We start from the raw sequence: 14620 nt of genomic DNA on the forward strand, positions 1-14620 counted from the left end.
GTCGTCCACATCGCTGCCTTGCCCGAAAAGAATCATCTCAAAGCCAGGGAATCATAACCGACTCAGATTACGCAACTTCTTTCCGGACCGACACTGATGCCTGGCGGCGACCTCTCATAGTCGAGCAGATCATGGCCGCGCCGCCGGCAAGGGCGGTCTACCTGACGCCTTCCCACCAGTTCCCCACCGGCACGACGCTGGCGCTCGAGCGCCGTCTTGCCCTGATCGAATGGGCGGCCCGGCATCAGGCCTGGATCATGGAGGACGATTACGACAGCGAATTCCATTATGCCGGCAAGCCGACGGCCTGCGTGCAGGGTCTCGATCCGCACGACCGGACGATCTATATCGGCACCTTCACCAAGTCGCTGTTTCCGGGTCTGCGGATCGGTTATGTCGTGCTGCCGCCGCAGCTTGTGAAGCCGATGACCGTCGCACGCACATTGCTGGATGGACATACGGCGCCCATGGCGCAATTGACGCTTGCCCGCTTCATGGAAGGCGGGCATTTCGGCGCGCACGTCCGCAGCATGCGCGGCATCTATGCCGAACGCCTCGACGTGCTGGCCGGCCAAGTGGGCAGACACCTGGCGGATTTCATCGAGCCGCGCATTCCGGCCGGCGGCCTGCAGATGCCGTGCGTCCTGACCGCCGATCTATCCGAGCGCGCGGCCATCGATGCCGCGCGACGAGTGGGGATCGACATCCTCGGCCTGTCGGCGCTCCATGCTGCCAACGATCCGCAAGCCGGCTTCCTGATGGGCTTTGCCGCCTACACGCCGGCCGAGATCGAGGTGGCTGTCAGGAGGTTGGCGGAGGCGTTCCGGACGATAACGCGCGAATGACCGGATGGATTGAGTATATCACCGCAATACAACAAGCGTATGGAGACCATTCGATTCCGGCCCGAGCCGCAAAAAGGAAAACATGCTAAAGTCATCGCGCAGGATTTCATGCGACTGGACGCCCTTGAAATCGTCAGTCCCCTTTATCGCGAGCTCGTGGAACTCACACGGCGGCCGGCTTCAATGCCGGCCGGTATAAAAGGAGGAGTTCTGCGGCGGCAGTTGCCGGCCGAGAATGGCGTCGGCGATCTTCTCGCCGATCATGATCGTTGGCGCATTGGTATTGCCCGTCGTCAGCGCCGGCATCAGTGACGCATCGGCGATGCGCAACCCGCTCACGCCGTGTACGCAGCCGTCTTGATCGGTCACAGCCATCTCGTCGTTGCCCATCCGGCAGGTCGCGACGGGGTGGTAAGCGGTTCCGGCATTCTGACGAATCCAGGCAGCAAGATCCTTGTCGGAAGAAATGTCAGCGCTGGGCGTGACCTCCCGTCCGCGAAGCGGATCCCACGACTTCTGGCGGATGATCTCGCGTGTCTTTTTCACACCCTCGATCATCTCGTTGAGATCGGCATCCTCGGTCAAGAAGCCGATCTCGATTTTCGGGGCGGCCTTCGGATCGGCAGAGCGGAGCGAGACGCGACCGCGGCTCTTGGGACGCATGACACTGGTGAAATACTGAAAGCCGTCGAGCACCCTCGCCTCGCCACGATAGAATTCGCCGATCATCGGGAGGAATTCGTGCTCAATGTTCGGATAGGACACCGTGTCATTGCCACGGAAAAATGCTCCGACTTCGAAATAGTTGCTCGCGCCGAGCCCGGCCTTGGTCAACAGCCAGCGCAACCCGACGAAAGGCCGCCCCAATTTCGAGAGCTGTTTTGTCGGCGACACCGACTTGGTTGTCGTATACTGGATAGCCACGGCGACATGGTCCTGGAGATCCCGGCCAACACCGGGTAGATGGACCCTGCACGCGATGTCATGCGCCTTGAGCGTATCGGTATCGCCGATGCCGGAGAGCATCAGTATCTTGGGAGTATCGAACGCACCGGCGCTCAGCACAACTTCCTTTCCGGCCATCGCCTTTTTCACGACACCGCCAATCTCGTATTCGACACCCTGTATTGTGCTGCCATCCATGATCAGCCGCGTCACGGTCGCACCGGTCACGATGGCGAGATTGCGCCGCCCCTCGGCCGGACGCAGATAGGCAACTGCCGTGCTCTCGCGGACGCCGTTGCGAACCGAGGCTTGGGCGCGGTTGACGCCCTCCTGCTGGAAGCCGTTTTGGTCGGTGCTGAGCGGCAGGCCGAAATCCTGCCCTGCAGCAAGAAAGGCCTCGTAGAGCGGGTTTTCGGCACGGCATTGGTGCACATGCAGCGGGCCAGTCGCACCACGGTATTCGTTACCGCCCTTCTCGAAGGTTTCCATCTTCTTGAAGTAAGGCAGGACATGCGCATAGGACCACTTCGGCAATCCCCTCGCCGCCCAACCTTCGTAATCGAGCGGGTTGCCCCGCACGAAAACCATGCCGTTGATAGATGACGAGCCGCCCAGCACCCGGCCGCGATGCTGGTCGCTTATTCGCCCATTCAGTCCGGGCTCGGGCTCGCTCTTGTAGGCCCAGTTGTACTTCGTGCTTTCGAGTGGCAGGCCCAGTGCCGCCGGCATCCGCATGATGATCGAGCCGTCGCGTGGTCCCGCCTCGAGCAGCAGCACGCTGCGCGTGCCGTCCTCGGTCAGGCGGTTGGCGACCACGCAGCCGGCCGACCCCGCGCCGACGACGATATAGTCGTAGTTTGAGTTCTTCCCCATATCCGTCATTGCCTACCTCAATTGCATCCAGATCGTCTTGAACTGGAGATACTGGTCATGCGCCAGCATGGATTTTTCGCGCCCGCCAAAGCCCGACTGCTTGTAACCGCCGAATGGCACGGCCTGATCGCCTTCCGAGAAGCAGTTGACCGAGACCGTTCCGGCGCGGATGGCGCGGGAGACCTTATGGGCGATGTGCAGATTGTTGGTATAGAGCTGCGCGGCCAGACCATATTTCGTGTCGTTCGCGATCGCGACCGCTTCCTCGACGTCATTGAACGTGATGGTCGACAGCACGGGGCCGAAAATTTCCTCCTGGGCAATGGTCATGCTGTTGGCGACGCCATCGAACACGGTCGGCTCGATGAAGTAGCCGCCGGTCTGTTCGAGGATACGGTTGCCACCGAGCGCGACCAACGCGCCCTCGCGCTTGCCGGCCTCGATATAGCCCAACACCCGCTCCATGTGCTTCTGCTCGATCATGGCGCCCATCTTGGTGTCTTCAGCAAAGGGATCGCCAACCTTCCACGTCTTGAAATTCTCGATGACGGCTTCGAGCAGACGGTCCTTCATGCCGGCATGAACCAGCAGCCGAGAGCCTGCACTGCAGTTCTCGCCCTGGGAGAACAGGATGCCAAGAGCGATCTGTTCCACGACAGGACCTAGATCGTCGATATCGTCCATGACGATGACAGGGCTCTTGCCCCCCAGTTCCAGCAGCACGCGCTTGAGATTGGATTCAGCGGCATATTTGAGGAAATAGCCACCCACTTCCGTCGAACCTGTGAAGCTCAGGCAATCGACGTCGCGATGGCGGCCGAGCGCCTGTCCGGATGTCTCGCCATAGCCTGGCAGGACATTTATCACACCATCGGGGATGCCGGCCTCTGCCGCAAGGGCGGCAAGCCTGAGGGCCGTGAGCGGCGTCTGCTCGGCCGGCTTGATCACGATGGAGTTGCCGCCAGCAAGCACCGGACCGATCTTCACCGCGGTAATCGCGAGGGGGAAGTTCCAGGGGATGACAGCGCCGACGACGCCGATGGGCTCGCGAACCACCATCGAGACGATATCGGCGGAGGTGGGCGAAACGGCGTCATAAATCTTGTCTATCGCCTCGGCATGCCAGCGCAGCGTGGCAATCGCGTCCGGCACGTCGGCATTGAGCGCATCGAGGACAGGCTTGCCTGTGTCGAGGCATTCGAGGACGGCGAACTCTTCCTGATGCTTCTCGACCAGATCGGCAAGCCGCAGCAAGGCGACTTTGCGATCGCGCGGAGCGAGATTGCGCCAACTGCCCTTGTTGAAGGCGGAGCGTGCAGCCGCAACGGCGCGATCCACGTCCTCACGGTCGGTTTCGGCGACCGAGGCAACGACCTTGCCGGTGGCCGGGTTGATTGTATCGAAGGACTTGCCGCTGGCGGAATCGACAAAGCGGCCATCGATGAACGCCTTCGTTTCCGGTCTAATGGTTTCGGCCAGCCGGGCGAGCTCTTGAGCGGTGGACGACATGCTTGTTCCTTTCTTCTTGATGATTCAGCGCGGTCAGGTGCCCTTGGCGTCGAGGAAGCGGCGCGCAATGAGGGTGAGCATGATCGATCCGATACCGATGCAGACGAATATGGCATTGACGGAGGGAGTGAAGCCGAACCGCATCTGGTTCCACACCCAGACCGGCAGCGTCGGCTGCGTTCCGGTCAGGAAGAGCGAGACCACCACCTCGTCCACCGACAGCGTGAAACCGAGCAACGCCCCACCGATGATCGAGCCGCGCACCAGTGGCAACACGACATGCCAAACCGTTTTGGCGTAGGACGCGCCGAGATCGGACGATGCTTCGACCAAGGCAGGATCCAGCCGTCTGAGCCGGCTGAGTACCGTCAGCATGATGACCGGCATGACGAATGTGGAATGCCCGAGCACGACGCGCGGAATACCTGTCGGGATGCGAAGCAACTGGAAAGCAAGCACAAGCGTGATGCCTAGCACTACACCCGGCATGGCGACCGGCAGCGTCAGCAATTGCTCCGAAAGCTTCCCGAAGGAAAGCCTTGCATAGGCGAGCAGGATAGCAAATCCCGTTCCGGCGGCGATCGAGATCAACAGAACCAGAAGCCCGACATAGAGCGACCGGTTGAGCGCCGCAAGCAGCGCTGTGTTGCTCAGTACCTCCTGATACCAGCGGAACGTCATGCCGCTTAGCGGGAACACCTGCACCGTCGCGTCGTTGAAAGAGAATATCGCGATGATTGCGAGTGGCGCATAGAGAAAAAGATAGGGCAGACAGAACAGCGCAAAGGCGAGCCAACGGAACAAAATGTTGCCGGCACTCCTGGCGCCTGCCGGTACTGACAGCATCCCACCCGTCTCGCCGGTCAGGATACCGGGCACGCGCGCTGTCCTGAACATGATGGCGAGAACGACGGCGACCGTCACAAGCAGCATCAATGCGAGCGCCGCGCCATAGGGCCAGTTGCCGACAATGCCGAACTGCGAGGCGATGACCATTCCGAGCATCGTCCCATCCAGTCCGCCGACCATCGACGGCGTGATGTAGTCGCCGACCGCCATGAGGAAGGCGAGCGCCACGCCCACCGAAGTGCCGGGACGCGACAGCGGCCATACGACGGTGAAGAAAGCCCTGAAGCCGCTTGCGCCGCAATCGTTGGCCGCCTCCGTCAGGCTGGGCGGAATGCGGTCGATCGCTGAATATGCAGCGACGAAGATGAAGGGGATTGAGACATATACGAAGGTGAGGAAGACGGCGAAGGAATTGTAGAGCAGCGCCGAACTCGGCTCCGAGATCAGACCCATCCGCAACAGGAAGGCGTTGAGCACGCCGCTCTCGCCGAGGATCACCCGCCAGGCGAAAACACGCATCAGCAGGCTGATCCAGAGCGGGATGACGACCAGCATGACCGACAGGAACCGGCCGCGCTCAAGAATGCGCGCTGCGTAATAGGCCATCGGATAGGCGATCAGCGTAGCAATCGCCGTGGCCAGCAGGGCGGTCGCCACTGTCCGCCAGAGCAGAACCCAGACGCCTGACGATTCCCACGCGCGCGCAAAATTCTGCAGCGTCAGATCGAAATTGGTCACGCCGTTCTTCGAGGTGAGCAGGCTGACGCCGATCAGCAGGATATTCGGCAGGACCACGAGCAGGGCAAGCCAGGCATAAAGCGACATTCGCGCGAGAATGCCGCACAGCACGGCTGGGACAGCGCTCCCAGTGTTCGGGTTTGCGCGCGATGCAAGGGCGACGTCAGTCATCAAGCACCACACAGTCTTCCGGCTTGAAGGACAGCCAAACCGGCTGGCCATGCTCAAGGATTGCACCACGCCGCGCCGGCGCAAAGGCGATGAAATCCTGGTCGCGGCAACGGACCTTCACCTCGCAAGTATGGCCAAGAAACAGAACGTCGGAGACATGGCCTTTAAGCGCGACACCTTCGGGGCACGGCCGATCGGCGGGAGTTATGGTCAGCGCCTCGAACCGCAGGCCAAGGCTTATCGCGCCGGGTCGGCGGACCGCCGCCATGCCGAAGCTTTCGCCACACACCGAGACCACCGAGGAATCCGCCGAACCCGCCGCCTCTGCGGCGATCAGGTTGGACTTGCCAATGAACTGGGCGACGAAGCGACTGTTGGGCGCATAATAGATCTCGCCTGGACTGTCGAGCTGTTGAATGCTGCCGGCATTGACTATGGCGACGCGGTTCGACATCGACAACGCCTCGCTCTGGTCATGGGTAACATAGATGAAGGTAATGCCGATCTTACGCTGCAGGTCGACCAGCACATGCTGCATCTGCTGCCGCAGATTGAGATCGAGCGCGGACAGCGGCTCGTCGAGCAAAAGCACCCTGGGGCGGCCAACAAAGGCACGGGCCAGAGCCACGCGCTGGCGCTGGCCGCCACTGACTTGATGCGGCAGGCGCTCCGCCATCTTGTCCATCGCCACCATTTCCAGCGCCTCGGCGACACGTCGACTGCGCTCGGCCTTGTCGACCCCTGCCATCCTCAATGGATATTCGACATTCTGCCGCAACGTCATATGCGGGAACAGCGCATAGGACTGGAACACGGTATTGACGTTCCGCCGGTGCGGCGGAACGTCGGTTACATCCTGGCCATCGAGAAAGATGCGGCCGGAATCGGCCTGCTCGAAGCCAGCGATGAGGCGCAGCGCGGTCGTCTTGCCCGAACCGCTGGGCCCGAGGATCGAGAAAAACTCACCTCGCTCGATTGAAAATTCATCGATCTCAAGCGCTGGAGTCGCAGCTCCGGGATAGCGCTTGACGACATTCTCGAACCGGATGATTGCATCGTTACGTGCAGGCATGTCAGTTACCCCACCCGGAAACTAGAGGGTTCCAGCCTTGAAGTCGTTCCACATCTGGACGCGACGATCGACGCTTTCAGGCGCCTTGAAGAAAACCATCTTCTCCCAGAAACTGGGCTGATTCTGATCGATGATGTTGGTCTTGGCGAGGATATCGTCCTTCACACCACCCTGTCTGGCGCCCTCGTCGGTCAGTACGCCGTTGTTGAGTGAGAAGGAGATGAAGCGGGACTGCCATTCCAGCGTCAGGTTGTCGTTGAGGAACTGATAGACTTCCGGACGATCGCCATGCGGGGTCAAAACCGCATTGTCGATCCAGGTCGGCGTACCTTCCTTGGGGAAGGTGTACTTGAAGTTCATACCCTTGCCCTGGAGATTAAAGACGATGGAAACGTTATTGCAGTAACCGATGACCGCGTCACCGGCCGCATAGATCGCCGCGGCGTCGTTGAAGCCGCGCGCGATGGTACGGACCTGTGGACGAAGGGCGGCGAGCACTTGGGCGCACCTGGCGAAGTCTTCGTCCGAAAGATTGAAGGGATCCGCAACGCCAGCCTGCAGCGCGATCATCGGGAAGGTGATATAGGCATCATCGAACAGATTGACTTTGCCGGCATGCTTTTCGTCCCAGAGCGCGGCCCAGCTGTCGGTGCCTTCGGTGACGACATCCGCGTTGAACATCAACGGCTGCGTTCCCCAACTATAGGGTACACCATAGAGATCGCCATCGACCGTGTTGCGTTCCTGATATTTGAGGCCGGGCGTTATGTTGACCGCATTGGGGAGCTTGGAAGCGTCAATCGGCACAATGAGGCCAGCTTCCTTGAAGCGCGGAATGGAACCCGACTCGAAATAGAGTACGTCGGCCTGGATCGCGCCCGACTGGGTCTGGGCAAAAATCTCGTCATTGGAGCCGGCACGAACGACATTGACCTTGACGCCGGTCGCCTTGCTCCATTCCGCGATCCATGCGTCCTCGTGATATGTTTCCCAGGTAATGATCGTAATTTCCGATGCTGCACGCGCATCGCGAATGAAGGCGGGCGCTGCGAGCGCTGCCGTTCCTGCCGCAGCCGCCGCCAGAAAGCCACGCCGCCCTATTTTCAAATCCGTAAAATTCTCCATCACTTCCCTCTTTCGGTTCCCTGATTATTGCCGGCGCCATGGAGCGCCGGGCTGAAGGCGAGCTGCCGAGCACGTCTTCAGATCCTGCCTCCGCACGACCTTCGGAAAAGCGGCTCTTGCGTTTCGCTTTCGCATACTACACATCGCCTGCGCAACAGATTTCTGACGAGCTCGTCGAAAATCTCGCGCACAGCGGCGTGCGAACCTCCGGCAGGTCGCGCAACTGAAGTCCGATTGCAGTGGTAGTTTCGAAATGACGGCGATAAGCCCATCCTCCCTCTCCTCCAAAGGCCAGCCCGCGGCAGAGGAAGCCCCAGGACACCGCGTTCTGAGTCTGCAGGAAATCCAAGCCCTGGCCACGCGCATCCTCGTCAGACACGGGCTCACGGAACCGCATGCCGATGCGCTGGCAGACGTCATCACCGCCGCTGAACGTGACGAATGCGCGTCACATGGCACTTATCGCCTCGCCGGGCTGGTGCGGACCATCGCCGCCGGCAAGGTCAATGTTGCTGCCAAGCCGAAAATCCAATCAGATCAATCCGCCATCGTCAGGGTCGATGCCGATATGGGCTTCTCCTCGCTTGCCTTCACGATGGGGATCGACGCCTTGACGGAAAGAGCTCGGAGCCACGGCGTTGCCGCCATGGCGATCAATCGCTGCTTTCATTTCACCGCACTCTGGCCGGAGGTCGAGGCTCTCGCCGAGCGGGGCCTCGTATCGCTCGCCATGACGCCGAGCCACAGTTGGGTCGCGCCAAACGGCGGCCGGACGCCGCTGTTCGGCACCAATCCACTCGCCTTCGGCTGGCCTCGGCCGGGACACCTGCCCTACATCTTCGACTTCGCGACCAGCGTCGTCGCGCGCGGCGAGATCGAACTTCATCGCCAGCGCAATCAGCCGATTCCCTATGGCTGGGCTCTCGATCGGCAGGGAAATCCGACCAACGACCCGATTGAGGCCATGGCCGGCGCGCAGATGACATTCGGCGGCCACAAGGGTTCAGCGCTTTCAACCATGATCGAGCTTCTCGCAGGCCCGCTGGTCGGAGATATGACAAGCCCGCAATCCCAGGCTTTCGATGATGGCGACGGCGGCGCCCCCTGCCATGGTGAACTGATCATCGCACTGTCGCCCGACATGTTCATGGGCACGGAACGCGACAGGCATTTCAAAAGCGCCGAACGGCTGCTTGAGGCGATTCCAGCTCAGGGCGCCCGACTACCCTCGTCACGGCGCTTCGCCGCCAGGGCGCGCACAACGCGCGACGGAGTCCGCATCTCCGGCACCCAATATGACATTCTGATGCAACTGCTTGCGCAAGACGCAGCCGCCAATCTTAAGGAAAGACCATGAAAATCACCGGGGTGGACATCTACAAGTATACCGTCGGCTATGCCCACGGAACATACGTCATGTCTGGAGACCGTGTCGCGGCCACGGAAGACGGCACGGTCATCCGCATCCGCACCGACCAGGGTCTCGAAGGCTGGGGCGAGATCACGACACTCGGCAAGATCTACCTGCCGACCTTTCCAGATGGCATTCGGATCGCGCTGAAGGACCTCTCGGAGGCGCTGATCGGTACAGATCCAACCAATATCGGAATGGTCAACCGCATCATGGCCGGCACGTTGATGGGGCAGGAATTCGCCAAGAGCCCGATCGACATCGCTTGCTGGGATATTCTTGGCAAATCGCTCGGCCGGCCGATCTCGGCGCTGATCGGCGGCGTACTCAACGACCGCTTTCCAATCTACGAGGCAGTGCCGCTGGCCGCGCCTGAATCCATGGGCGAGTTCATTCGCGAACGGCGGGCCGCCGGCATCAATCGCTTCCAGCTCAAGGTCGGCAACAACCCCATGGATGATATTGCGCGGACCCGCGCCAGCGTGGAAGCTGGCGATTCCGAGACGATCATCGTGGCCGATTCCAACGGCGGCTGGTCGCTTGCGTCAGCGAAGCTCGCACTCCAAGGCATGGCCGGCCTCGCAGTCTATGTCGAGCAACCCTGCCGCTCGACGGCCGATTGCATCCTCGCGCATCGTGGATCAGCGCTTCCACTCGTTCTCGACGAGTCGATCGTCAACCACGACGAAATCTATCGCGCCAAGTATGAGGCCAACGCTGTATCGGTGAACCTCAAATTCGGCAAGCTTGGCGGCCTCACTAACACGATCAAAGCCCGCGACCTGCTACAGGAACTGAACATGGCGGTCTCGGTGGAGGACATGTGGGGCGGCGACATCATCACGGCCGCGACCAGCCATGTGGCGGCAACGACCCGGCCGGAATCGCTGCTGATGACTCCGTTCTTCAACGACTGGACGGACGGCCACGTTGCCAGCTATCTTCCACGCTCGTCAAACGGCTTCGGCTCCGCGCCGACCGGTCCCGGTCTCGGTATCGAGGTGGAGGTCGACAAGCTCGAACATCTGTTCACGGTGGGCCGCGCCTGAGAGCGAAAACCGGCCGACGCCGCCTGCGACGTCGGCCCCTTTTACTGTTCACCCACAGTTGCTTCTGTTGCGTCAGTCTGGTCGAGATGGAGAAGCGCCATTAGGCCAACCCGGATACGATCGATATGCATGCGCATGAAATCGGCCGCCTCTGCAAAACGCCGTTCCCGGCAGAGCCTTACGAGTTCCTTGTGTTCGCGGACGGCCCGCGCCCGATCGCCAGTAATGTTGGAGAGCTGAATTCGCGTGTGCCGGTCGCATTCGCCGAGGAGGTTCTGGACTGTACTGGTTATACGTGGGCTCCGCGCATGGGTATAAAGCAGCATGTGGAATTCGGAGTTCAGATCGTTCCAGCGGTCGATATCCAGCTTATCGATCGACGTTTCGTAACGGTCAAGGATTTTATCTAGCTTCTCGAAATCCGCGGGTGCGAGATGCGGCGCCGACCTTTCGAGTAAAAACGGCTCGAAAAGGATGCGCATGTTGAAGAGTTCTTCGACCTCCTCTGCACTTAGCTCTACGACCACGGCGCCGCGATGGGGCTGGATGCGCACGATCCCCTCGCTTTCGAGCAAGAGCAGGGCCTCGCGGATGGGTATGCGACTGATTCCGAATTCCTGCGCCAATTCCTCCTGACGCAACTGACGCCCCGGCGGAAAAACGCCCTCAAGGATCCGGCTTCGGATTTCCTCGGCAGCTGCGGTCGACATCGTCTTGTGCTTCAAGCTCTTGCTAACAGTCGCCACGCGGCATTCCTGCTTCACGCAGGTGCACATTTTATACAATGTGCAGAGCCAAATGCAAAGAGATGGCGACAACCGGCATGAGATCCAACTTCGCCCCAGTTTCGGGAAAGTCCTGAGTGTCAACCGGCGCCGAATATTGACCCTTAACAGGGCGCAAGCGCGTGGCCGCAAACGAGCCCTGGGAACACGAGCGCCGATGGCAATCCCGCAGGGCCCGAACCAGCGCTGGAGCATGGACTTCGTCTCGGTTGCGCTGGTCGACGGCAGGCGCTTCCGTATCCTGTATGTCCTCGACGAATTCAGCCGCGAGTGCCTTGCCACCGTGGTCGACAACTCGCTATCCGGCGAGCGTGTCGGCCGGGAACTGGATCGCATCGCGCTCACAACCGGTTACCCCTGCATGATCGTCTCGGACAACGGAACGGAGCTGACCTCGAACGCCATTGACCTGCCACTGAGAACTTCCTCCAGAATGGATTAGAGTCCGGCCCATTGAGGACGGACTTATGAAGAAGCAGCGATTTACGGAAGAGCAGATCATTGCGGTGCTGAAGGAGCAGGAGGCCGGAGCGAAAGCGGGCGATCTTTGCCGTAGGCACGGGATTTCCGAAGCGACCTTTTATAACTGGAAAGCTAAATACGGCGGCATGGAGGTATCTGAGGCCAAGCGCCTGAAGGCGCTGGAGGATGAGAACGCCAAGCTGAAGAAGCTGCTCGCCGAACAGATGCTGGATACAGCCGCACTCCGCGAACTTCTCTCAAAAAAATGGTAGGGCCTGCCGCCAAGCGTGACGCTGTCGCGCATCTGAAGGTCACGATGGGGCTTTCGGAACGGCGGGCCTGCCAGATTGTATGTGCCGACCGAAAGACGATCCGTTATCGATCCTCTCGACCGCCGGAGGTCGAGTTGCGAGCGAAGCTACGCGATCTGGCCAATGAGCGACGGCGGTTTGGCTACCGACGGCTGTTCATTCTGCTTCGGCGCGATGGGGAACCGTCCGGTGTCAATCGCATCTATCGGCTCTATCGCGAGGAAGGTCTCTGCGTGCGCAAACGCAAAGCCAGGCGTCGTGCTGTTGGCACGCGTGCGCCGATCCTCGTCGAAGCAAAAGCGAATGCTCGCTGGTCGCTGGATTTCGTCCACGATCAGTTCGCCTGCGGCAAACGCTTTCGCATCCTCAATGTGGTCGACGATGTCACACGCGAATGCCTGGCGGCGATCCCGGACACATCTATCTCTGGTCGCCGTGTCGCGAGGGAACTGACGACGCTTGTCGAGCGAAGGGGCAAGCCCGGCATGATTGTTTCAGACAACGGGACCGAACTGACCTCGAATGCCATCCTTGCTTGGTCGAAGGATCACAAGGTCGAGTGGCACTACATCGCGCCGGGAAGACCGATGCAAAATGGCTATGTCGAGAGCTTCAACGGCCGCATGCGCGACGAGCTGCTCAACGAGAGCCTGTTCTTCGGTCTCGATCATGCTCGCAGCGCCATTGCGGAATGGGCCGGCGACTACAACAATTTCCGGCCGCACTCATCGCTCGGATACCAGACCCCAGCGGACTATGCCGGGATCATCGCCGCAACCGGCTCCAACGCTACGCAATGTGGAAGCTCCGCGTTTCCGCCGGTTGCTCCCACCCCGCCATTTGGCTTATCAAAAAAACGCCGACGCTCTAATCGCAGCCGGATGAAACTTCAGTGGCAGGTCAAGCTTGCTTGTACTCGGCGGGGCTGAACCATGGCCGGTGAACAATCTTCCCCTGCGTCTTATACGGCGGCGACAGGTCGGGAAGATGCTGGAGCCATTTATGGCGAATGGCGGTTTTCAGGACCTGCCGGAGCGTGCCCACCTCGTCATGCAAGGTGCTGCGTGCCGGTGCCCTCCCCGTCGTGGACGTGGCAATGCGCTGCACGCGATAATCCTGAACTGTACCGGCATTGATTTCCGAGACGCCCATCTTGCCGAAGAACGGCACCAGATGGAGCCGCAGGCGGATGCTGTGACCCTCCACCCATTTGGGGCTGCGCTCCCCCTCGGTGATGGCCGCATATTCCTGCTCGAACTTCTTGGCGGCTTCCGCGAAGGTGGTTTCGGTCTTCAAAATACCCGCCGCCGATTTCCCGCGCAAACCGAGAAGCCAGTCTTCTGCAAAAGCCTTGGCCTGCTCCAAGCCGGTTTCCTTGGTGCTCACACGATACTGACGGCCCTTTATGGACGTAGAGCAATGCCAGACGCGGCCCCGCGCCGGTAAATCTGCACCAATCCTCCGAGGATTTCATGGCTTGGCATGCTGCCCTCCCATTTCGCTTATTGCTCGATATGGGAAGAGGGAATCACACCATCAAGCCTCCCGTCAAACGGGTGGGGTGTGTTTGTGCTGACTGTGTGCTAGGTCCAAAAACGACTTCAGCCTCCCGAAGGAGGCCGATTAAAGTCTTGATAGTCTTTAAGAAACTTGGTTGCGGGGGCAGGATTTGAACCTGCGGCCTTCAGGTTATGAGCCTGACGAGCTACCGGGCTGCTCCACCCCGCGTTATTGTTTATGCATTGCAAAAGGGCCGCTTTGAGGGCGGCCCGATTTCGGCTTGGGCCGAGGCTTGTTATGAGAAGATTTGATTGCCTTTAGCAGACCTGGCAGCGACCTACTCTCCCGCGTCTTGAGACGAAGTACCATTGGCGCTGGGGCGTTTCACGGCCGTGTTCGGAATGGGAACGGGTGCAGCCACCCCGCCATGACCACCAGGTCGGCTAAGGGCAATCTTTTGAGAAGCTGGTAGAAGGCTCGAGCCTTCGTTTGTCTTAATTTTGTGAACACGTCTTTGATCTTTGGCCTGGCGTTTCGGAGCGAATCTCCGCAAGGCCAGAGGCCGTCGCGCCTGATGGCGCGGCCCGTCCGGAGCGCTTTGGCGCGTCAGGACAGAAGATCAGCATCATCAGTGCAGCTATGCTGCGCCGATGAGCATGAACAATGAGAACGATCAAGCCAATCGAGCTATTAGTACCGGTAAGCTTCACACATTGCTGCGCTTCCACACCCGGCCTATCAACGTGGTCGTCTTCCACGGCTCTCAAGGGAATACTCGTTTTCAGGTTGGTTTCCCGCTTAGATGCCTTCAGCGGTTATCCATTCCATATATAGCTACCCTGCTATGCCCTTGGCAGGACAACAGGTCCACCAGAGATATGTCCATCCCGGTCCTCTCGTACTAGGGACAGATCCTGTCAATATTCCTACACCCACGGCAGATAGGGACCGAACTGTCTCACGACGTTCTGAACC

Annotated in this window: 9 protein-coding genes, 1 tRNA gene, 2 rRNA genes and 3 pseudogenes; 5 read left to right on the top strand and 10 right to left on the bottom strand. The window is 60.1% G+C overall.

The genetic code is table 11. The features are described from left to right. Window positions 1–119: 119 nt before the first annotated feature. Window positions 120–845 (top strand): annotated as a pseudogene (locus ACIQWS_RS25175) (PLP-dependent aminotransferase family protein); the annotation flags it as partial. Window positions 846–1025: 180 nt separating this feature from the next. Here the strand turns inward: ACIQWS_RS25175 and ACIQWS_RS25180 are convergent. From ACIQWS_RS25180 to ACIQWS_RS25200, 5 genes are read right to left on the bottom strand one after another with little or no spacing between them, the layout of a single operon-like run. Next, window positions 1026–2672: a choline dehydrogenase gene (locus tag ACIQWS_RS25180; RefSeq protein WP_299847703.1), complete on the bottom strand. Its 1647-nt coding sequence runs from the start codon at window positions 2670–2672 to the stop codon at window positions 1026–1028. Between the two features lie 3 nt (window positions 2673–2675). Next, window positions 2676–4172 (bottom strand): aldehyde dehydrogenase, encoded by a 1497-nt coding sequence (locus ACIQWS_RS25185; protein ID WP_130521235.1) that lies wholly within the window; start codon window positions 4170–4172, stop codon window positions 2676–2678. A 33-nt stretch (window positions 4173–4205) separates the two neighbouring features. Beyond that, window positions 4206–5930, bottom strand: coding sequence for an ABC transporter permease subunit (locus ACIQWS_RS25190; protein WP_164056907.1), 1725 nt, complete (start codon window positions 5928–5930; stop codon window positions 4206–4208). After that, window positions 5923–7002, bottom strand: a complete 1080-nt coding sequence (locus tag ACIQWS_RS25195) for an ABC transporter ATP-binding protein (protein WP_130521231.1) — start codon at window positions 7000–7002, stop codon at window positions 5923–5925. Before ACIQWS_RS25195 ends, ACIQWS_RS25190 begins: the two co-directional genes overlap by 8 nt. A gap of 21 nt (window positions 7003–7023) precedes the next feature. Continuing rightward, entirely contained in the window at window positions 7024–8127 is a 1104-nt protein-coding gene (locus tag ACIQWS_RS25200) for an extracellular solute-binding protein (RefSeq protein ID WP_403185109.1), read from the bottom strand. A 253-nt stretch (window positions 8128–8380) separates the two neighbouring features. On the opposite strand from ACIQWS_RS25200, the gene ACIQWS_RS25205 reads away from it, so the two are divergent. Together ACIQWS_RS25205 and ACIQWS_RS25210 are read left to right on the top strand one after the other, a co-directional pair. Further along, on the top strand, window positions 8381–9484 hold the full coding sequence (locus tag ACIQWS_RS25205; RefSeq protein WP_130521227.1) for an Ldh family oxidoreductase: 1104 nt from the start codon (window positions 8381–8383) through the stop codon (window positions 9482–9484). Continuing rightward, window positions 9481–10587, top strand: coding sequence for a mandelate racemase/muconate lactonizing enzyme family protein (locus ACIQWS_RS25210; RefSeq protein WP_130521225.1), 1107 nt, complete (start codon window positions 9481–9483; stop codon window positions 10585–10587). Before ACIQWS_RS25205 ends, ACIQWS_RS25210 begins: the two co-directional genes overlap by 4 nt. Before the next feature lie 41 nt (window positions 10588–10628). Here ACIQWS_RS25210 and ACIQWS_RS25215 read toward each other — a convergent pair whose 3' ends face one another. Beyond that, window positions 10629–11333, bottom strand: a complete 705-nt coding sequence (locus ACIQWS_RS25215; RefSeq protein ID WP_130521224.1) for a GntR family transcriptional regulator — start codon at window positions 11331–11333, stop codon at window positions 10629–10631. Between the two features lie 160 nt (window positions 11334–11493). Here ACIQWS_RS25215 and ACIQWS_RS25220 point away from each other — a divergent pair. Both ACIQWS_RS25220 and ACIQWS_RS25225 read left to right on the top strand, forming a co-directional pair. After that, a pseudogene (locus ACIQWS_RS25220) lies at window positions 11494–11778 on the top strand (DDE-type integrase/transposase/recombinase); the annotation flags it as partial. Window positions 11779–11839: 61 nt separating this feature from the next. Continuing rightward, window positions 11840–13030, top strand: a pseudogene (locus ACIQWS_RS25225) (IS3 family transposase). Window positions 13031–13045: 15 nt separating this feature from the next. Here ACIQWS_RS25225 and ACIQWS_RS25230 read toward each other — a convergent pair. The 4 genes from ACIQWS_RS25230 to ACIQWS_RS25245 form a co-directional block, all read right to left on the bottom strand. Then, a complete protein-coding gene (locus tag ACIQWS_RS25230; RefSeq protein ID WP_403185112.1) occupies window positions 13046–13531 on the bottom strand; it encodes a hypothetical protein in 486 nt (161 codons plus the stop codon). Between the two features lie 265 nt (window positions 13532–13796). After that, a tRNA-Met gene (locus ACIQWS_RS25235) sits at window positions 13797–13873 on the bottom strand. Window positions 13874–13969: 96 nt separating this feature from the next. Further along, window positions 13970–14084: ribosomal RNA gene (gene rrf / locus ACIQWS_RS25240) — 5S ribosomal RNA — on the bottom strand. A 230-nt stretch (window positions 14085–14314) separates the two neighbouring features. Then, window positions 14315–14620 (bottom strand): 23S ribosomal RNA (locus ACIQWS_RS25245); the annotation flags it as partial.

Origin of the sequence: Phyllobacterium sp. NPDC097923 (assembly GCF_044760925.1) — a bacterium.
GTDB classification, from domain to species: Bacteria; Pseudomonadota; Alphaproteobacteria; order Rhizobiales; family Rhizobiaceae; genus Phyllobacterium; species Phyllobacterium calauticae.